This window comes from Spirosoma panaciterrae DSM 21099, from assembly GCF_000374025.1.
Taxonomy (GTDB): domain Bacteria; phylum Bacteroidota; class Bacteroidia; order Cytophagales; family Spirosomataceae; genus Spirosoma; species Spirosoma panaciterrae.
In genome coordinates, this window is sequence record NZ_KB893175.1 from 193910 (window position 1) to 215102 (window position 21193).

The following is a 21193-nucleotide window of genomic DNA, read 5'->3' on the forward strand; positions in this document are numbered from 1 at the left end:
TTGATGAGCCTGCTTAACCGTTTATGTTAACGGTTAAGCAGGCTCAATGGCTTCGTTTTACCAGGTCAGCCTGGTTTGGGTTAAGGATCAAACCCCGAACTTCAGGATAACGCTCAGTAATCATAGTCAGGGCATTTTGTAGCCATTCACGCTCCGTTATTCCTGAAGTATTCGTGCCACAATGCGTCACCAGAATAGGTTTTTGACGGATACTATACGCAACGTGTAAACGAATCGTATTGTGCATCAACTGGTATAGAGCCGCAAAGGAATGGATCTGGTGGTCATCATTGGAAAGTGGCCTGTTGGTTATATTGAGCCCTACCCAGTCAATCGAATCGCCCCCCGGATAGTAGTCGACAACGGTGGATGGTAGAGAGGGGCACCACACCCAGGTAAGGTTGTTCAGTTGCAGTTGCCGACAAAACAGTACCAGGTATTGCCAGGCTTGCCTATACAGTTTAAGGGTTTTCTCCTGATGGGTTCCCCAAACGTGTGTAGTATCGTCAAATTCCGGCGCAAAACAAATAAGGAGGGGCTGCTTATCGCTTTTTAGTCGGTTGGTGAATGCCAGCAGTTGTGTATCGTACTTACCCTGGCAGATGGTACGTAAAAAGATTTGCAAGGCTGTTTCAGAATTCTCTGAATACCCAGTGAGTGTGGGTTCCAGATAGATTAACGGTAACTGGCTGGACGGGAGCGACAGGTTGGGTGTGGGGAATAAAGCGTTGCCAGTAATCGACCAGGCCAGATGTTGGGGCACAATGACTTTGTCAGGTACGGGAACCGATTTATGTACATCGTTTTGGGCAGGCTCCAGCCCATAATAAAATGATTGGGTGGTTGCGTATCGGAGTTCGGACGGAAGTTTTGCTGTTTTCTTACGACTCGTGTAGGCTACCAATCCGGTTGTAGCAATCAATAACAGGACAAATAACGGGATAGCTGAAAGCCGAAGCCAGCGATAAAGGCCGTACCGAAGGTGCCAGAAGGCAATTCGCAACGGCCAGAAAACGGGGCGCTGAAACGAAATTCGGGGAGCTATCCAGCTTTTCATCTGGGCCAGCCAAACCTCCTGGCCGATCATCACATTCAGTGATAGAATCGCAATGTTGAGCAGTCCGAAGCCAATCATGAGTTGGGAATAGATATTACTGACGGCAAATCGGCCATAATGGTAAATGCTATAGCCAATGGCGCTCAGTGTCAGAATAATCATCAGCAAATTAGGTAGACACAGTATCAGATTATTCCGGGGCTGGTCGCGCTTGGGCGTAGGCAGATACGGTACTTCGATGCGAAAGAGGGTGTAGATCAACCCTAATGTGTATACCCACCAGGTACCACTGCTTAAAATACCCCCAAAAATGTGGAATCCCGCTTCGTGTTTCTCAATCAGCCAGCGTTGCGAATACTGCCGGATAAGAAAAGCAGTGAGCAGTAGCGGAAGATAGGCCGTAGCAAACAACAGCAGGTCTACGTGAACCGGGAGTCGCATCGTCACCAGCGAAAGGATTGGGATCAGCAAATCCAGCAGTTGAACCACGCCCAGCAGGTAATATAAGGGCATGGTCAGGTAGTGAAGCCGCTGCCGCCACGACAACTGGCCAACAATTCGTGGGTAAGTCGTAACCAGAAGTTCAAAGGTTCCCCGTGCCCATTTGAGCTGTTGCTTAAAGTAAGCCGATAACGTGCTGGGTACCAGGCCATAGGAGAGCGGTATGGGGACATAGGCCGATTTCCAGCCTTTGGCGTGTAGAAGCATAGCGGTATGCATATCTTCTGAAAGGCCTGGGGCATGTCCACCGATGGAATCGAGAGCTTCCCTTCGGAACGTACAGTTTGCCCCAATGGCTTGTGCTGTGCCATAATTCCCCATGCAGGTCATCATGGGGCCATAAAACGTATAGGTTTGTTCGGCAGCCCCGTAGGCAACCAGACTTTCTTTATGGTTATAGTACCCCTGTACACATTGCACAAAGCCAATCGTTGGGTCCTCAAAATGGGGCAGTACATGATTCAGAAAGTCTGGGGCCGGTACATGGTCGGGATCGATGACCAGACATATTTCGCCCGTAGCCTGCCGAAGTGCATTATTGATGTTGCCTGCCTTGGCGTCTTTTTTATCCGTACGCGTAATATGCCGTACGCCCATATCTGCACAAACCTGACGGAGATAAGGATCATTGGCTTCGTCGCACAGGTAAGTTGTATGCGGATACGGCATTGCCTGAATGGCTCGCAGGGAGTTGATGACCATGTCGAGCGGTTCACCCGGGCAATAGGTCGTTAACACATCGACTTGCCAGGTGCGGGAGGAGGCAGGTGGTACGGCTGGTTTAACCTGCCAATAATGATACCATTCGTGGAGAAGCCGGAAGAGCTTGAAGAAAACCGATAGGGTTAGCATGGCAAACAGCCAGCTATAGCCCCGATTGCCGGGTTGTAGATACACGCCTAAAAAAGCCGCGATAAATAAAAGACCAGCGATAATCAGAATCCGAATGGGCTGTCTGTCGCTCTGTTTATAGACAAAGTTATAGTCAGCGTTCGGTGAACGGTGAAGATGAGTAAGCCAGTTCATATGGGTTAGATTCAAACTGCGCTTTACAAAACACATTTAGTCAACGATCTGGTTTTCAGTAAAATAATGGACCGTGATTATGTATTCGTATTACGTAATTCGTATCTTTTTTGACTTTAAAAAATATCCAGAGTCAAAATAGATGAAGGATAAATTTTAATAGTAATGCGAACGGGTTTACTAGTATTCAATCTGCTGGTGGGCTATCTCATGTCCGGTTGCCCTAGTTCGACAGCGCCTAAAGATGAAAACTCATCGACGGTTAAACCGACAGCGATTCACTGGAATGGAAAATCGTATGAATTATTGCGGCATGGTCGGCCCTACTTTATTCAGGGAGCAGGCGGTAAGAGCCACTTTGAACGACTGAAAGCCTGCGGAGGGAATTCGATTCGAATCTGGGATGACCTCGATGCCGATCAGATTTTGGCGCAGGCACAACGACTGGACCTTACCGTACTGTTTGGCGTTTGGGTGGGGAAAGAAGCGGATGGTTTCGATTACCATGACCGACAGGCAGTAGACCGGCAATACGAGCAGATTCGGAAAACGGTATTGAAATACCGCAACCATCCGGCTTTGCTGATGTGGTGCGTCGGAAATGAGTGGGCGCAGGATGCTACTAATTTCGGGGTTTTCGATGAGGTCAACCGCATTGCTGCTATGATACATGAACTGGATCCCGATCATCCGGTTACGACCGCCATTGCGCCCGATAGTGGTCGGGCTATTTGGCTCGTCAGCGAACGTTGCCCAGAAATTGACATCCTTTCGTTTAACGTTTACGGTACCATTTCGTCCGTAAATCAGTACCTGAAAGACGGGGGCTGGACAAAGCCCTACCTGATTTCAGAATTTGGAGCCAAAGGGTATTGGGAAGAGCCTCATACGCCCTGGGAAACCGCGATGGAACCTACCAGCCAGCAGAAATACGAATTTGTCCGCCAAACGTATCCGCAATACATCGGGTCCCGACCCCCTAATTGTTTAGGAGCCTACATGTTTTACTGGGGCAACAAGCAGGAGGATACCCACACCTGGTTTAGCATGTTCGATGAGCAAGGGCGGGAAACCTCACTGGTCGGACTCATGCAGCAACTCTGGACGCAACGGCCACCGGAAAATCAGGCGCCGGTAATCCGGCAGATCCGTATTGATGGTGCCAGTACGATGCGGATACAATGGTCTGCTACAGAACGCATTCATCAGGCTCAGCTACTGGCAGAGGATCCTGATCAGGACTCACTGGCCTACTATTGGGAAATTAAACCCGCTGCCCGACTAACTGCCGACTATATCGATACGCCAATACAGGCCGTAGATGGCCTGATTACTCAAACGGGTGTTCATTCGATCCAGTTCGTGCTGCCTTCGAAACCGGGAGCCTATCGGTTATTCGGATTTGTGTATGACAATCATGGGCACGTAGCTACGGCCAATGTACCGTTTCGAGTAACGGTCGGGAAGTCCAATCCGTAAAGCTGGTCAGAATGATTCTGTCAACTTCGAATTTCCTCAACTAAAGCATCTCCTTACAGTAGCCCCTGACTATAAGCTTTAATTTGATTGAGCGGAAGCTTATAAGCCAGTGTCAGAACAGCATAAATCGCACCACCAATTGCAATCTCTGCAAAGGCGTTGACAGGACCTGCGTACCCAACGAGCATTTTGTACAGGCTAATCATGCCAACCATGATCAGGCAGAAAATAACGGGTTTGGCAATGTTTTTTAAGAAGTCGCCCAAAAAGTCGCCAATCAGGTAGTTGACCATGCTAAAGTTGACGAGCATGTTCAGGAAAGTCGCCAGTAGAAAAGCCAGCGCAATACCGGTAACGCCCCAGTAGGTTCCAAACAGATAAACTAAGGGGATCTTGACGATCAACGTACCCAGATTAAGGTAAAACAGCAGATTGGGCTTGCCTTGGCTAAAGGCTACCGTATACAGCGGATGGCTCAGGCAGATAAAACTACTGACGAAAACAAAAATCTGTATTAATTCGATGCTTTTCTCCCAGCCCGGTCCATAGAGCAGTGGAACCACCGTATCAGCCGTAATAAAAAAGCCAGCTAAAAGGGGGAAATTACAGTAACTAATAAAGTCTAAAATGAGCAGATAGGACTTTCTTAACTCTGCCTTGTTTTCTTTCATACGCGCCAGAATCGGATAGGCTACCTGCAAAATAATTGGGTTAAGCTTTATAATTGGAAATACACAGAGCTGGTAAGCAATGGTGTAATAGCCCAACATTTTAACACCGAGCATACCCCCTAGAAAAATATTATCAGCATTGGACTGAATATATCCTAGAAAGCCGTCGCCCATGTTGTAGATACCAAACCGAAGATGTTCATTAATTTTATGAATATTGAAATACAGCTTTGGAACAAAAAACTGTATGCCGAAGGCGATCTGCAAAAGAGAGCGGGTAGCTTGCGAAACCAACGAACCGATAATTAATGATAACTCATGGTAGCCATTGTAAGCCAGCGTTATCGTGACAATTGCACTCAAAATGGAACCCGTAATGTCGATGATGGCCACCGATTTAAACCGGAGTTCTTTTTCGAGCAGAAACATATAAATCTGCCCTACGTAGACGATTACGAAATAGTACGAGGCCAGGTTAAGTATCCTGGTCAGTTTCGGTTCGTTGTAGAATGCGCTGATGAATGGGCTACAAAAATGAATGGCAATGAAAATCACGAAACCTACCAGCAGATTCAGATAGTAAATTGTGGATAAAACGTTGCGATCACTCTCCTGTTTATAGATAATAGAGTAGGCAAAGCCAAGGTTCGCAAAAACCTGAAAGAAGGCAATAGTCAGGTTACTTACACTGACGATGCCAAAATCGGAAGGGGCTAGTACGCGGGCCAGCACAGCGACCTGTACAAAGTGAAAGAGCGTTGAAATGGCTGTTGAGATACTAATCCATTTCCCTCCATTCATTGCCTTTTGGGTGTTACTCATGGGGTAAATTGGCTTGCAAATGAATACTAGAGACGATGAATGATGTCAAGGGGTTCAGGGGAGCTTACATAAGCGTAGCTTGTTCAACCGCTGCGCCTGTGGTAGTCAATGCACTACTCGTTCGGCTCGCATATCAAGCAATAAGCGAGTTTGTAATTTCCTGACTTACTTTCCCGACTTCGGCAATTATGGCTTCAAATTGGTTTGATTGTCATGCCTGCAGTAATGCTTTCTATATAGCAAATTGTGTACCCAAATTATTATACTTTAAAGAATAATTTGTATAAATAACCTACTGAAACGATAGCCTAATTTCCCTCCACTAGATCCGACAGATGTACTCTGACCAACCAGTTTATAGGAGAGAACTACGCTTGTAATGCGAAGGAAAACTGGCAAATCGACGTAAGATTTTGATTGGCCTCAACCTGAACAGTGGGTACTGGAACAGCACTAGCTGAGCCGTTAGTGCCGGTATGATTACCAGATTTTGGGAAGATTCTTACTGGGGTAATTTATTAGGAAGTCTGGTGCCCGGATTCATGCCCCAAGTTCTTGTTATATGGGTTCAGAGTTTGTGGGGCTAAAGGGTATTGGGAAGAACCCCATATGCCCAGGGAAACCGCGATGGAACTCACCAGCTAGCAGAAATGCGAACTTGTCCGCCGGACGTACACGCAATACATCAGGATTCAACTCCCTACTTGTTTAGGGGTTTCTCTAGTTTACTGGAGTATCAAACAGGCGTGAGTTCAAGCCGGTTTGTACAGCCTTCAAAGCCGGGAGCCTATTGGTTATTCGGTTTTGCGTAGGATAGCCATGCACACGTATTTACGGCCAATATAATATACCGTTTTGGGTAACGGTCGAGAAACCCAATCCGTGAGGCTGGGCAGAATGACTTTGTTAAGTTGTTATCATCCCCAACGGGTTAAGTCACAGGCAAAACAGGCTTTAAAGTAAAGCATCCCTCACAAGAGCCCCTGGCGGTAGGCTTTTATCTGATCGAAGGAGAGCTTATAGGCCAACGTGAGAACGGCATAAATGGCGCCCCCAATCGCAATTTCTGCGAAGGCATTGACGGGCCCTGAAAATCCAACAAGCATTTTGTACACGCTGATAATAGCTACCATAATCAGGCAGAAGGTAACGGGCTTGGCAATGTTTTTCAGGAATTCGCTAAAAAAGTCGCCAATCAGGTAGTTAACCATGCCAAAATTGACGATCATGTTCAGGAAGGTAGTGAGCAGGAAGGCGACAGCAATACCCATAACACCCCAGTAGGTTCCAAAGAGATAGACCAAGGGGATCTTGACGATCAGCGTACCCAGATTGAGGTAGAACAGCAGACCAGGCTTTCCTTTAGTAAAGGCTACCGTATACAGCGGATGACTTAAACAGATGAAGATGCCTACGAAGACAAAGATCCGAATGAGTTCGATGCTTTTTTCCCAGCCCGGCCCATAGATCAACGGTACTACCGTATCGGCCGTAATGAAAAGGCCAGCCAGAAGGGGGAGATTGCAGTAACTGATAAAATCCAGAATCTTCAGATACGATTTCCGAAGCTCAGACGTGTTTTCTTTCATGCGCGCCAAAATCGGATAGGCTACCTGTAGAATGATCGGGTTCAGTTTCATGATCGGGAACACACAGAGCTGGTAGGCTACGGTGTAATAACCCAACATTTTAACACCAAGCATACCGCCCAGAAAAATATTGTCGGTATTGGATTGAACGTAACCCAGGAATCCATCCCCCATATTATAGAGGCCAAAACGAAGGTGTTCTTTAATTGTACGGATATTGAAGTAGAGTTTGGGAATAAAGAACTGTAGGCCGAAGGCGATCTGCAAAAGAGAGCGGGTGGTTTGCGAAACCAACGAACCGATGATTAGCGATAACTCATGGTAACCACTATAGGCCAGCGTAACCGTAACCGCTGTGCCTAGTACCGAGCCCGTAATGTCGATGATGGCCACCGATTTAAACCGGAGTTCTTTTTCGAGCAAAAACATATAGATCTGCCCGAAATACACGATCACAAAATAATACGACGATAGGTTAAGTACCTGCGCCAGTTTGGGTTCGTGATAAAAAGCGATAATGGATGGACTACAAAGATGAATAACAATGAAAATCACAAAGCCCACCAGCAAGTTCAGGTAGTAAAGAGTCGACAAAACATTGCGATCACTTTCCTGCTTGTAAATGATGGAATTAGCGAAACCAAGGTTCGCAAAAACCTGAAAAAAGGCAAGAATCAGATTGCTTACACTGACGATGCCAAAATCGGAAGGCGCTAATACGCGGGCCAGAACGGCTACCTGTATAAACTGAAAAAGGGTAGCGATTACCGTTGACACGGTAATCCACTTTCCCCCGTTCATTGCCTTTTGTGTATTACTCATTTAATATCTTATGGGTTAATAAGTCCTATTCGCTTAGACAACAGGTCCTTATGCATTCAGTCAACAAAACTGCCAGGATAGGCTTGCGTATCGTAACTGATGTTTATCTTGAGACTCTGATTTTACTCATTTGTAACACCCGATGTACTCCCTTTGCGTTACTGGTTCTTCAGGATCGTTGTTTAGTCTGCAAAACCACTTAGCGAACCAGCAAAACACGACCCCTCTGACTAATTTCTCGTTTAGGTGGCGTAACCGACTGGTAGGTAACGATCCAGGTGTAAGTATCGGCCGGGCAGGGCAGTCCGTTAAAGGTTCCATCCCAGGTATCGGCTGGATTGTCACTACTAAAGATCAGGTTTCCCCAACGATTGAATACGTTAATTCTAAATGAGTTTGTTGTTCTAAGCTGTGTGAAAAATGTTAGTCGGTCGTTCATGCCGTCATTATTTGGGCTGAAGGCATCGGGTATATAAACGGTTTCCGGCTGGTCGGGGCAATCGCCACATTGGCGTACCTGAAAATCATCGAGAGCCATATCGTTTCCACAGCCATAGTCGCCCTGATTGTTAATCAATTTTATAACGATATCGTCGGTTAAGACTGGCGCAGTAAACAGGACCGAGTAACGACGCCAGGTGGGCGTATCGGTTTGAGGAATCTGACCAATGGCAAGGCTTTGAATCAGAAGCCCCTCGGAGGTTTCGACCCGGATGGATAGGTTAGGAATCAGCGCATTCAGACAGGTTTCTGTACGAAGAAGATTCATGACCCAGAAGGAAACCTCATAGGAAGTACCTTTACACAAACCAGAAACAGGCTGTTGATAGAAAACTCCCGGCTTGTTTCCTCCATTGACCACCAGCATGTTGCCCCGTATACCAGCAGCTGTATGATCCCGATCAACGGCATGCCAGGTTGAATTGAAGCAGGTGCCATCGAGCGAAGACAAAACCGCATATTGGCCATCTCCAGGACAGTCGATTGGCTCAAATTCATAGGTTGTCTGATTTACAAGCGAAACCGGATTGCCAGCCGTACCAAACGTTTGATTGATTACCAGATCGCCAGAGGGATTGGCGCACTGTTGGGCCATAATCGGTTGAGGGCAGGCAAAGAAGAAACTGGCAATCAGACCGATTGCAAGGGGAAACGGAATGGATAGCCGATAGCTATTCCTGATAACTTTGCGAGCCGCACACATCATACCTGTCTATTAAGACAGTATTCTAATTTCCTGGTCACCATTTGTGGGGTTATATCATTTTGTTGTGTATCTATTATAGATTAGTATTAACTAACAATCCTGTGTTGAATCAAAGCGGTACCAATTCTGTCGTCTCGTGTACAACATTGTCGTCTGTTCAATGGCAAAACTGGGATACCTGTTCGTTTACGGATGAGTTGGCTATTTTTCGATTCGAGTGGCCGTACCAGATCGCTCCGGAGGCAATTGCCAGCGAACTAACCCCGGCTGAAATCGACCGTGCCCACCGTTTTCGTCGGCAGGAAGATCAACATCGATTTGTGCATGGGCGATGTATACTTCGACGGTTGCTTGGAAACTACCTGGGCCAATCTCCTGCCACGATAGTACTTGCTGAGGGAGTGAATCGAAAACCTATGCTTACAAATGCACCCGGTTGGCATTTTAATCTATCCCACTCTGGCAATTGGATACTGGTAGCCGTTAGCCAGCAATGGGTTGGTGTTGATCTTGAAAAATGCGTTCCGGAGTTTGACTATAAGGAGATTCTATCACCGAGTTTCAGTGAGTCAGAGCAACGGTTTATTACTGAAAGCCTTCATTGTACTGACGCTTTTTATACGCTCTGGACCCGGAAAGAAGCGCTGGTTAAAGCAACGGCAAAAGGCGTCGATGAGGATTTCGCGCGGATTCCCTCACTGGATGGGAGTCACACCGTTGATAGTCTGATAATTGGGGCTTCAGGCAACTGGCAGGTAAACAGCTTTTTGGTTGAAGAGAACTATCCGGCAGCCGTGGCACATCCACTGAAGAGTAAAGCTCCTCAATTTTATACGCTCGATCGTCGATTTTTGGGTTAGGCTAAAGAACGAAGATTCTATAAATGCGCTAAACCTGCCAGCGAAAATGGGTAAATTTGAGGAAAGGTACTTTTTACTAGTTAACGTAATTGTTACCTTTTAACCAGACTCTTATGCGTAAGCTTCCTTCGATATTGCTGTCTGCCATTGTCTTGATTTCCCTGGTGGCATTCTCGTCAATTGAGCATGAGCAGCGGATGAACCAGATGGAGGCTGGCCAGCCGCCCGAAGCCAACCGATTTACCAGGGTAGTGTTAGCGGATAAATTGGATGAGCCAATGGCCATGACCATGTTCAGGGATGGCCGGGTACTGTTTATCGAGCGGAAGGGGCAAATTCATAGTTACAATCCGGCTACCGGCAAAATTAACCTGATCGCTACAATACCCGTCAGTACCAAATACACCAGCCGGGAGGGCGTTGTTTCCGAAGCCGAAGATGGGTTGTTGGGTATTGTTCAGGACCCGCAGTACGAGACCAACCACTGGCTTTACCTGTATTATTCACCTGCGGGAGATGAGGCTAAAAATATTGTTGCCCGGTACGAACTGCGTGGTGATGAACTACTGATGTCGTCCCGGAAAGTACTGATAGAAATTCCTACCCAGCGCGAGCAATGCTGTCATACAGGCGGAGGAATGGTGTTCGATCGTTCGGGCAATCTTTATCTGGCTACCGGCGATAATACCAGTCCACGCGCAACAGGATATACACCCATCGACGAACGGCCGGGTCGGGAAGCCTGGGATGCCCAGAAATCATCGGCCAATACCAACGATCTGAGGGGTAAAATTATACGTATTCATCCCACTCCGAATGGCTCCTATACCATTCCGGCGGGTAATCTATTCCCGAAAGAAAAGGCAAAAACCCGACCCGAAATCTACATAATGGGCTTGCGTAACCCCTGGCGATTGTCGATCGATAGCCGAACGGGGTATTTGTATTGGGGTGAAGTTGGTCCTGATATGCGCGATTCGGTAGGCATTGGGCCAAATGGGTATGACGATTTCAATCAGGCCCGTAAGGCTGGTAATTTTGGCTGGCCTTACTTCGTGGGTAATAATGCCGCGTACTGGGATCGGGATTTTGCCACTGGAAAATCGGGTGAACGTTTCAATCCGGCCAAACCCGTTAATAATTCCCCCAATAATACCGGCCTGACTCAATTGCCGCCAGCGCAGGGAGCGTTTATCTGGTATTCGTATGGTGCATCCGAAACGTTCCCGATTATGGGCAGCGGTGGACGTAGTGCCGTAGGAGGACCCATCTTTCACAAAGCAGATTTCAATAGCCCTGAACGCCTTTTTCCCGACTACTACGAAGGGAAATGGTTCATCACCGATTTTATTCGGGGCTGGATCATGGCTGTTACGATGGATCAGCAGAGTAACTACGTGTCGATGGAGCGATTTCTGCCCAATGAACGCTTCGACAGTCCCATCGATATGAAATTTGGGGCTAGTGGTGACCTTTACCTGCTTGAATACGGGAGTAACTGGTTTCGCGGAAACGACAACGCCCGATTGGTGCGTATCGAATACAATGGAGGCAATCGCAAACCAGTCGTGCAGGCGTCGGCCAGCAAAACGAGTGGAGCGGTCCCATTTCAGGTAAACCTCTCCTCCAAAGGGTCGACCGATTTCGATGGTGATGCGTTGGTATATCAATGGGAGGTCAAATCGTCGAATGGGGTTGCCAAAACCTCGAACGAAGCTAACCCTGGTTTTACCCTTGACCAGCTGGGCGTTTATACCGCAACCCTGACCGTAACGGATTCGAAAGGAGCTACGAATAGCCAGTCACTGGAGTTGAAAGCGGGTAATGAGTCGCCAGTTGTGAATTTTGCCATTACCCGAGGGAACAAGACCTTCTTTTTTCCGGGTAAAACGATTGAGTATGCTGTCGAGGTTAGTGATAAGGAAGATGGTAGCCTGAAGGATGGTCGTATTTCACCCAGTCAGGTTGCGGTCAATATTCAGTACATTCCCGAGGGGTTCGATACGATTCAACTGGCGACTGGACATCGGTATGCCGATGCTACGGCTATGCTGGCTTCAACGGCAAAACAACTGATGGCCGGTAGTGATTGCCAGGCCTGTCATTCTCTGGAAACGCGGTCAGTCGGCCCTGCTTACAAAGAGATTGCTGCAAAATATAAAGGCGACAACAGTGCGTCGGAGCGTCTGGCCAGAAAAGTCATAGCCGGAGGGAAAGGGGTTTGGGGTGAATCGAGTATGAGTCCTCATCCCGGTCTTTCAATCACTGAGGCCACTCAGATTGTAAACTACATTCTAAGCCTGTCGGATGGGAAGCCTCTTGTAAATATGTTGCCAACAACTGGCAGTTACACCACCAACATTCCAGCCGGAGAAAGTGCCAGAGGGGCGTTTGTACTACGAGCCGCTTATGCAGACAAAGGCTCATCGTTGATACCATCCAGTCGGTCAGAAAGCCTGGTTTTTTTACGAAATCCGATGGTTGCTCCTGAAACGGCCAACGAATCAAAACGTACTGAGTTGATCACGGCTCAGGGGAAAGCCTTTTATGTAGTTGGGTCGGGCGCCTATCTGGGTTATCACGATATTGACCTGACAGGTATCAGCCAGATTGATTTTGTTGTGCAGACATCCCCCAAAGTAGATGCGGCTGGGGGCGTAATTGAGGTTCGACTGGACTCGCCTTCGGGTAAATTAATAGGCGAAACCGCCTTTATAGAAGTCCGGGACCCAACACGTCTGTCGGGTTCGCAGGTTGGTCAAGTACCACGACCTGCTTCTGGAAAGGCTACTGTTGCAGGTGCCGAAGGCGTACATAAACTTTACTTTGTCTTTAAAAATCCGAATGCCAGGGATAACCAGATTCTGATGCGTGTATCGTCCATCCAATTCATACCCGGAGATACCTGATCAGGCGTTTCAAACAACTGATGTCTTTGGTTCATACTAATCGCTCAATCCAATGCCCTCTACCCGACGTGAATTTCTGAAACAGTTTGGGACAACTTCTGCCGGAGTCAGTCTGCTGCATGGCTGGTCGATCGAATCCGTGATGGCTGCTTCTGCCAGAAAGATGTTCTTCGACATTTCGCTGGCCGAATGGTCCCTGCATCGGACCTTACAGGCCGGGAAACTGACCAATATGGAATTTCCGGCGAAAGCGAAGACAGATTTTGGGATTACTGCCGTTGAATATGTAGATCAGTTTTTTAAAGACAAAGCCAAAGACCAGACGTACCTGAGCGAATTGAAGAAACGAACGGCTGATCTGGGTGTACGGAATGTACTGATTATGGTCGATACGGCCGGGCCTTTGGCTGATCTGGATGATACTAAACGGAAGCAGGCGGTTGAATCCCACTACCCGTGGATCGATGCAGCTACGTTTCTGGGCTGCCATTCCATCCGGGTTAATCTTCGGGGAAAAGGTAGTGCCGATGAAATCGCTATTAGCAGTATCGACGGTTTAGGTCGGCTGGCCGAGTATGGACGCAAGGCCGGAATCGGTGTTATCGTCGAAAACCACGGTGGTTACTCGTCTGATGGGAAGTGGCTTTCCAGAGTGATGAAAGAGGTTAATAACCCCTATGCGGGCACCTTACCCGATTTCGACAATTTTAAACTGACCGATTCTGATGTGTATGACCGCTACCTGGGCGTACAGGAAATGATGCCATTTGCCAAAGGTGTAAGCGCGAAATCCCGTGATTTCGACGAACAGGGAAACGAAGTAACGATCAACTATGAGCGGTTGCTTCAGATTGTGAAGAAAGAAAAGACCTCGGCCTTTAAAGGCTATATCGGTATCGAATATTCCGGCAACCGGCTGAGTGAGGACGAAGGCATTCGCGCCACTAAACGCCTGCTGGATCGAGTCGGACAGCAGATTTCCTGAAGTTATTGAACAAACCAATTTAGTACCTATGCAACGACGTTCTGTCTTAAAAAACTTAGCCGTAACGGTGGGCGGACTGGTGAGCCTTCCGGCCTGGGCCTCTGGCTGGACTCCCGACTCACTGGGCTCTGTAGCCATCGTGTCGGTCGATGAAGAAATGCTACTGGGTGAAATCGTTGAAACCTTTATTCCCGAAACTACAACACCCGGTGCAAAGTCGCTGAAAGTCCATCAGTTTGCTTTACGGATGATTCGGGATTGCTACGCTGCACCCGCCCAAACGACCCTGCAACAAGGGTTGGCTCTGGTCGATGCAACGGCCCAGCAAGCCTATACCAAGCCGTTTGTCGATTGTGATCCAACGCAACGAGTAGCCGTACTGACTCAATTGGCCGCTTCTACCGATCCGGTTGCTAAGCCCTTTATCGATCTGACCAAGCGACTAACCATACAGGGGTATCTGAACTCGGAGTATTACCTGGTCAACGTGGAGAAATTCAACATGGCCCCCGGTTTTTATCATGGTTGTGTACCTGTCCAGAAAACAGTCGAAAATGCCAGCCGATAACGTGTCGTAGTCAATCATTTCGTTTCATTTGTCATCATGTCTTATTTCAATATAGATTCGGTTAAAGAGCGTACCTTCGATGCCATCGTTGTGGGTTCAGGTATTAGTGGAGGCTGGGCAGCCAAGGAATTGACGGGTAAAGGTTTACGCACACTGGTGCTGGAGCGGGGCCGGGATGTGAAACACATTACCGATTACCCGACTACCATGATGCAGCCGTGGGAGTTTCAACATCTGGGCCAACTGACCCGCGAGCTGAAAGAGGCCAATCCGATAGCCAGCCGATGTTATGCGTTTCGGGAAGATGCTACCCATTTTTTTGTCAAAGACGCTGAGCATCCGTATGTTCAGGAAAAACCCTTCGACTGGATTCGCGGCTATCAGGTAGGGGGTAAATCGCTCATGTGGGCGCGGGGAACACAACGTTGGTCCGACTATGATTTTGATGGCCCCGCCCGCGATGGATTTGCCGTCGACTGGCCCATTCGCTATGCCGATATTGCCCCCTGGTATAGTTATGTAGAGAAATTTGCGGGTATTTCAGGAAATAAAGATGGGCTTGCGCAATTGCCGGATGGCGAGTTTTTGCCCCCGCACGAACAATCGTGTGTGGAGAAACACTTCACCGACCAGATGGCGAAGCATTACAACGGTACACGTCCGATCATCATTGGCCGTTGTGCACACCTGACCAAGCCGCAACCGATTCATTATCAGCAGGGGCGGGCCCAGTGCCAGAACCGTTCGCTTTGCCAGCGTGGCTGTCCATACGGAGGCTATTTCAGCAGCAATTCATCGACTTTGCCCTGGGCTGCTAAAACCGGCAAAATGACCCTGCGTCCCGATTCGGTTGTTCATTCCATTATTTTCGATGAAACGAAAAATAAGGCTACTGGGGTGCGGGTGATTGATGCCCATACCAAACAGATGACGGAATATTACGCCCGTATTATTTTTGTCAATGCGGCCTGCCTCAACTCAAACCTGATTTTATTGAACTCTACCTCGAACCGTTTTCCGAATGGGCTTGGTAACGACAATGGCCTGTTGGGGAAATACGTAGCTTTTCACAATTTCCGGACAACCATTTCGGCTGAGCATGAAGGATTTCAGGATACGAAAACGGAAGGGATTCGGCCCAATAGCAGCTACATTCCCCGTTTCCGCAATGTGTTCAAGCAGGAAACCGATTTCCTGCGAGGCTATGCCGCAGGGTTTGGGTCATCCCGCATGACAAACATGGATACGTCGGGTATGGGCGAGAGCCTGAAATCGAGTCTTATGCAGCCTAAATACGGAAACTGGCGGGTGGGATCGCACATGATGGGCGAAACCATTCCTAAAGAAAGTAATTATGTGGCTCTGGACCCGAATCAGACCGACCAGTGGGGTGTCCCCCTGCTTCGTATCTCCGTTGCCTATGACGATAACGACGAGAAAATGATTCGGGATTTTCATGAGCAAATGACGGAGATGCTAACGGTGTCTGGCTTTACTAACATCCAAACCCACGATGTGCCCGACAAAGCACCCGGTCTTGATATTCACGAAATGGGTGGTGTTCGGATGGGTAAAGACCCGAAAACCTCATTGCTCAACAAATGGAACCAGTTGCATAGCTGCAAAAACGTTTTTGTTACTGATGGTGCCTGTATGACTTCTACATCCACGCAAAACCCTTCGCTAACGTTCATGGCCATCACAGCGCGGGCTGCTGACCATGCCGTGAAAGAAATGCGGAAAGGCGTTTTGTAGGCGTCACAGATTCATGCAAAAGATACACTCAGTTATAAAACAGGTTCTGGCTGCCAGGCGGCTGGAACCTGTTTTATAACGGCTTCAAATTCTTCGGCCCGATGCGCCCACGAATTGGCTTTGGCCATCGCAACCCGAGCCGCTACCCGCTCGGGACTTGTATCGGCTAGTGCTCTACGCAAGGCGCTGGCAAACTCTTCCGGATTATTGGCTAATTCAATGACACCGTCGAAGTCTTGTAATAGTGAGAAAGGAGTAGATACGACAGGCAGTCCAGCCGCTAAATACTCATTAATTTTGAGTGGATAGATGGTGTACGTATGGTCGTTACATACGAAGGGAATCATAGCGGCCTGCATCTGGGCTAGCAAGGGCGGAAGCTCCCCCGGTTGACGCGATGGCGTGAAAAGTACGTTTGGATATGCAGCTAGCCTGCTGGTTAAACGGGGCTCATGCACTTCACCAATAAACTGAAATGTAACGTCGGGCATTGTCTTGACGCAGTATTCAACGATATCGACGTTTATCCGGTTGTCGGCCGTACCCAGATAGCCAACAATCGGTTTTTGTGGCCGATGCTGCTGCGCTAACTCGAATGCCTGGTTAAACAATTCGAAGTTTACCCCATTCTTCACACAGTAGGCGTTGGGTTGGAGCATGGCCTTCGATTGACGAAGCGTTTCGGAGGTGGTAACTACCGCGTCGACTTGCCGAAGGTAATCGGGTTCGTAACGGCTACCATGGCGACGCATCCAGTTGATGATCGTGATTTCGTCGAAACAGTAATAAATAGTAGCACACTCGTCCAGTTTTTTTAGCATTGGCAGGCCAAAGACCGGATTCAATCCGTTGATGACCAGTGGACGACTCATGCCCAGTTGCCGCATAACCCGTCGGAGTCCGGTTACCAACCGATTCACATTCTGCTGGACGAGCAAATCATGCGCTTTCGGCAGCATCCAGTTGACAGGCAGCATGAGAGGAGGAGTCCATACATGGACCTCATGCCCAGTGGCAAAGGTCTTTTTGATGAGTGGATCTTTTAAGCGAATAATCTCCCGGACTGGCATACCATGTCGCCCGGTGAGACCCATAGCCCAGTCCTTCAACGTATATTGATAATCTACGTAGAGTATTCGGTGTCGAGCCGATAATTCAGTCATAAGTTGCACAACTGCCTTCTGGAAATCCCCTTCCCAGGTTGTCTGACCGAGGCAGACTATGCTGTCAAATTGTTGCATGTATGCAAACGAAACGTCCTTTTTTAGAATGGTGGTTTTTTACTAGATACGCGGTGGACGAGGAAGATGTTGCAGTGGGATAGTGTGTAAGTTTACAGGTAATAAACTAGGTGTATGTATGACTGATTGAATAGGTTTTATTTGAGCAATTATACTTAATTGTGTGACGTTTTTGTGTCGTGCGGAGGATGTGGAAACAGATACGTAAACGCGCGTTTTATCTCCTTGCCGATTCGGGTTTTCAGCCCATGTATGAGCGAGCCCTCCTGAAGGATAGTTCGTGGGCCTGTCCAGACCCGGGCAGAGTTGGACTTCATCTGAACAACCCGACCGTAGGGCATCATATCAAAACATAACCGTCCGTCGTCGCCACGGGTGTTATGGGTAATATACCCAGCCTTTAACCCTGCTTCCCGTACATATCCCATACTGATGCCATAGGCATTCAGATAAGGGCGTTTGACATGCCGGATTTCGGCCATCACATCTTTCAATGTTTCGTGAATAAAGAACTGCCACCGTGGAATATCAGGTGGGGCTATAAACGAATAACGGCCATATACACATACTACACCCGGCTGAGTCAATTTCTTCATCATCTCATCGAGCCAGTTTTTGGGGTATAAACAGTCGGCATCGGCCAATAGAATATATTGACTGGTCGAATGTTCCTGACCTAGCTGTCGTGCCGGGCCGCAGCCCTGGATAGGCTGGAAAAGCCGTTGAATGTGTAGCCTGTCCATGGTTTCCTGGGTTCGGTCCGACGAATTATTGTTAATGACAATGATATCAAACGGGATCTTCGTTTCGATAGCGGATAAGGTACCGATGGCCCGAATCAGATTGATTTCTTCGTTATAGGCCGCAATGACAATCGAAACCAGGGGAGTGCGGCTGATACGCTCATCCAGACGAGCATTTATTTCATTGAATACTGATTGGGGGACCTGATCGAGGGAATTGAATGGATACTCGTAAGGTTTAAGCCAGCCGGGGTTAGAAAAAACGTTCATGGGTGGTTAAAAAGAGGAAGGTTTATAGATAATAACTTTACATTCAGGAGACTAAGCTTGGTGTCTGCACCGATTGGTTATAGACATCAAGTAATTTCCCCGCCGTAGCGTCCCACGAAAACAAGGTTGCCCGTTGCAAGCCCTTTTGTCGTAAGTCTGTTCGCAAACCTGGTTTCTGTATCAGTTGATTAATCCCATCGGCCATTTCCTCAATCGATGTGGGATCGACCAGCAGAGCCGCATTACCAGCAACCTCGGGCATGGATGAGGTCGTTGAGGTAAGCACAGGGGTTCCAGAGGCCATAGCTTCCAGAATGGGCAGACCAAAACTTTCCCGCAGGGATGGACAAAGGAAAATCGTGGCGGCATTATAAATGAACGGCAGAATATAGTTAGGTATATAGCCGCACAAAATAATATCGTCAGCGAGCGATTGCCCCCCAATCTCGGTCAGGATGTCGTTAAGCGCCGGCGCCGGCAGGTTCGAAATAACCACGGGTAAACTTAACTGCCCCTGATTTTTAAGCAATAACAATGATTTCAGAACGCCCCGTACGTTCTTTTTGGGGTCCGTATTGCCCAGGAAAAATATAAATTCCTTGGGTAATTTATATTTCTGTCGAATGGTATCGATTTGCTCCTGATCGTCGATGACCCGAAATTGTTCACTCACTGCATTCCAGATCGCTACAACGCGGGAAGGATCAAGATGCAGATGATCGATAATACGCTGGCGTTCAAAGTTGGATACCGTAATGATTCGTTCGCAGGACCGTACGATTCGGGGCACATTCCAGCGTCGGTATTGATTGCCAAACCGCTGGTACCAGCTTCCGGCCATCAAAGGCTGTGTTTCCAGAAAAATGATATCGTGGAGGGTTACCAGCAGGGGAACCGGGCAGTTGAGAGGGGCGGTATTGGCAGTACAGTGCAATAAATCGATACCATATTGGTTGATCGCTTTAGGCAGGGCATACTGTTCCCAAACGGGGTAGGGGCCTCCGGGCAGTTCAACGAACTGAATATTGGGTGAATTGGGCAAGCCCTTACGATCTGCATCGGGTTTGACGAAAACAATAAATTCGTGTTCTTTAAAGTTCGTCAACGCTCGAATGGTTTCCAGCGCTACGATATCCATCCCGTGTTTATGCGGGCGAAGGAGTCGTTGTGCTTCTATTCCGATTCTCATATAAATAGCGCTTATGGGTAGTATCAACCGTTGACCGGGCCTCAGGAAGTGAATCCCATCGATCGCAGGTAGTAAATAAAATTGAGCTGATGAAGACAATCGTACTGGTTGGGAACTGACCCAGAATTGGGTTCGTATAACTCACCACACAGATACCGATAAATTCAGCGAGCAGGGCAATCATGACTGAGGTCAGCCAAGGGTCTTTGAGTTGCCAGACTTTGATGGTCCCGATGAGAGCGATCATCGCCAGGAATGTCAGATAGACGGACAGACCAACAATGCCCGTTTCAATCCAGACCTGAACATACCAACTGTCAGTTGGAATCTGGGCTGCGAAATAGTTAGGGGTAAACCGTTGGCCATTGCCCGACGTAGTTCCAATACCAGCGCCAAAAGGCAGGTCTTTTAAATACTGCTGCAACTTTTGCTGATTCTCCAGCCGAACCAGAAACGAAGCATCCTGGGTAGGCCGAAGAGCCGTGCGAATCCGCCAGATTTGGTAGACCGAGTCACCTATATGGGTAAATAAGAGGAAGGCTAATATGGGCAGGGCCACCATGAGCCCGCGTAAGATATAAACCAGGTTACGCTTCAGAACAAAATAAGCGGGGTAACCTGCCACGATCACAAAAAGGGCTCCACGTGTACCGGAAACGGCAAATCCCCAGAAGAATATAATGGCCAGAAACAGTAAAAGGAAACGCTTGATCCAGGAGCTTGTTTCAAAAAAGAAAATAATACAAACGAGCGTAACCCCAGCCATCTCAGAGCCAAACTGCCCGGCATCGGAGTAAAACGAAAAACTACGCAACTGACCCCACAAAATATGCTGCTTTGCCGCTCCTGCAGCCAACCACCGAAGCTCAGCAGCCTCCAGGCCAATATATTGCTGCTTAAACGCCCATAAGGCGGCCATGAACGACCAGAAAAGCCAGGAGCCCACAAACAGACGAATGTCTTTTTTGGTAATCGGTGCTACCAGAACCACGATGGCTATCAGAAACCAGTTGAGCGAAAGCGAACGGGCACCATAAAACCAGGCTGCCGGGAATGGGTGGCTCGGATTGAAATACTCCAGAATCGTAAAGGAAAGCCAGGTTATCAGCAGCCAGAATATGGGTCGGCGGAGCCGTTTCCAATCCATTCGTTTTCCATTCAGAAATGTACTGAGCAGGGTTAGCATCAACAGCGCATCCAGGGCGGTGCCTACCGCTAATTCCGTTTCCAGAAATCGGCTGAAACCCAGCACAAAGCTGATTTGTATATATAGGAATAGACCAATCTTGGGTTCAAGTAGAACGCTAATGCCTACGACCAGCGCAATGGGTAACCCGATCGTAATGACTGCACCCATGATTCCCCAGGCACCAACCAGCCAACCCGCTGCTATAGCAACTAGTATACCCATCACCGTAAAAAACCAAGGCTTATCACGCCATTGGCTGATTCGTTGAAAGGGATGGTTTGTTGTTGCCTGGAGATTCATAGTGCTACTA

The 21193-nt window shown here is 48.1% G+C and carries 14 protein-coding genes; 6 read left to right on the top strand and 8 right to left on the bottom strand.

Annotated elements, in window-relative coordinates; all coding sequences use genetic code 11:
- Positions 1–43: 43 nt before the first annotated feature.
- Complete coding sequence (locus B153_RS0107450; RefSeq protein WP_020596067.1) at positions 44–2584, bottom strand: glycosyltransferase family 2 protein; 2541 nt, start codon at positions 2582–2584, stop codon at positions 44–46.
- 165 nt (positions 2585–2749) lie between these two features.
- On the opposite strand from B153_RS0107450, the gene B153_RS0107455 reads away from it, so the two are divergent.
- Positions 2750–4063, top strand: a complete 1314-nt coding sequence (locus tag B153_RS0107455) for a glycoside hydrolase family 2 TIM barrel-domain containing protein (protein WP_020596068.1) — start codon at positions 2750–2752, stop codon at positions 4061–4063.
- A gap of 53 nt (positions 4064–4116) precedes the next feature.
- On the opposite strand, the gene B153_RS0107460 is transcribed toward B153_RS0107455, so the two are convergent.
- The 3 genes from B153_RS0107460 to B153_RS0107470 all read right to left on the bottom strand — a co-directional run bounded on the left by B153_RS0107460 (position 4117) and on the right by B153_RS0107470 (position 9063).
- The gene (locus B153_RS0107460) at positions 4117–5556 is read right to left on the bottom strand and encodes an MOP flippase family protein (RefSeq protein ID WP_026261976.1); all 1440 of its coding nucleotides are present in this window, start codon (positions 5554–5556) and stop codon (positions 4117–4119) included.
- Positions 5557–6527: 971 nt separating this feature from the next.
- Complete coding sequence (locus tag B153_RS0107465; RefSeq protein WP_026261977.1) at positions 6528–7967, bottom strand: MOP flippase family protein; 1440 nt, start codon at positions 7965–7967, stop codon at positions 6528–6530.
- Between the two features lie 199 nt (positions 7968–8166).
- Positions 8167–9063: a T9SS type B sorting domain-containing protein gene (locus tag B153_RS0107470; protein WP_157634600.1), complete on the bottom strand. Its 897-nt coding sequence runs from the start codon at positions 9061–9063 to the stop codon at positions 8167–8169.
- A 257-nt stretch (positions 9064–9320) separates the two neighbouring features.
- Here B153_RS0107470 and B153_RS0107475 point away from each other — a divergent pair, with 257 nt between their 5' ends.
- The 5 genes from B153_RS0107475 (at position 9321) to B153_RS0107495 (ending at position 16251) form a co-directional block, all read left to right on the top strand.
- Positions 9321–10034 carry a 4'-phosphopantetheinyl transferase family protein gene (locus tag B153_RS0107475; protein WP_020596072.1) on the top strand — a complete coding sequence of 238 codons (714 nt, stop codon included), beginning with the start codon at positions 9321–9323 and terminating at the stop codon, positions 10032–10034.
- 113 nt (positions 10035–10147) lie between these two features.
- A complete protein-coding gene (locus B153_RS0107480; RefSeq protein ID WP_020596073.1) occupies positions 10148–12943 on the top strand; it encodes a PQQ-dependent sugar dehydrogenase in 2796 nt (931 codons plus the stop codon).
- A 52-nt stretch (positions 12944–12995) separates the two neighbouring features.
- Positions 12996–13928, top strand: coding sequence for a sugar phosphate isomerase/epimerase family protein (locus tag B153_RS0107485; RefSeq protein ID WP_020596074.1), 933 nt, complete (start codon positions 12996–12998; stop codon positions 13926–13928).
- 28 nt (positions 13929–13956) lie between these two features.
- Positions 13957–14496 (top strand): gluconate 2-dehydrogenase subunit 3 family protein, encoded by a 540-nt coding sequence (locus B153_RS0107490; RefSeq protein WP_020596075.1) that lies wholly within the window; start codon positions 13957–13959, stop codon positions 14494–14496.
- Positions 14497–14532: 36 nt separating this feature from the next.
- Entirely contained in the window at positions 14533–16251 is a 1719-nt protein-coding gene (locus B153_RS0107495) for a GMC oxidoreductase (RefSeq protein ID WP_020596076.1), read from the top strand.
- Between the two features lie 32 nt (positions 16252–16283).
- On the opposite strand, the gene B153_RS0107500 is transcribed toward B153_RS0107495, so the two are convergent.
- The 4 genes from B153_RS0107500 to B153_RS0107515 form a co-directional block, all read right to left on the bottom strand.
- Positions 16284–17492 (bottom strand): glycosyltransferase, encoded by a 1209-nt coding sequence (locus tag B153_RS0107500; protein WP_020596077.1) that lies wholly within the window; start codon positions 17490–17492, stop codon positions 16284–16286.
- Between the two features lie 155 nt (positions 17493–17647).
- A complete protein-coding gene (locus B153_RS0107505) occupies positions 17648–18505 on the bottom strand; it encodes a glycosyltransferase family 2 protein (protein WP_020596078.1) in 858 nt (285 codons plus the stop codon).
- A 43-nt stretch (positions 18506–18548) separates the two neighbouring features.
- Positions 18549–19694, bottom strand: a complete 1146-nt coding sequence (locus B153_RS0107510) for a glycosyltransferase family 4 protein (RefSeq protein WP_026261980.1) — start codon at positions 19692–19694, stop codon at positions 18549–18551.
- Positions 19651–21183: an O-antigen ligase family protein gene (locus tag B153_RS0107515; protein ID WP_020596080.1), complete on the bottom strand. Its 1533-nt coding sequence runs from the start codon at positions 21181–21183 to the stop codon at positions 19651–19653. Before B153_RS0107515 ends, B153_RS0107510 begins: the two co-directional genes overlap by 44 nt.
- Positions 21184–21193 lie beyond the last annotated feature (10 nt).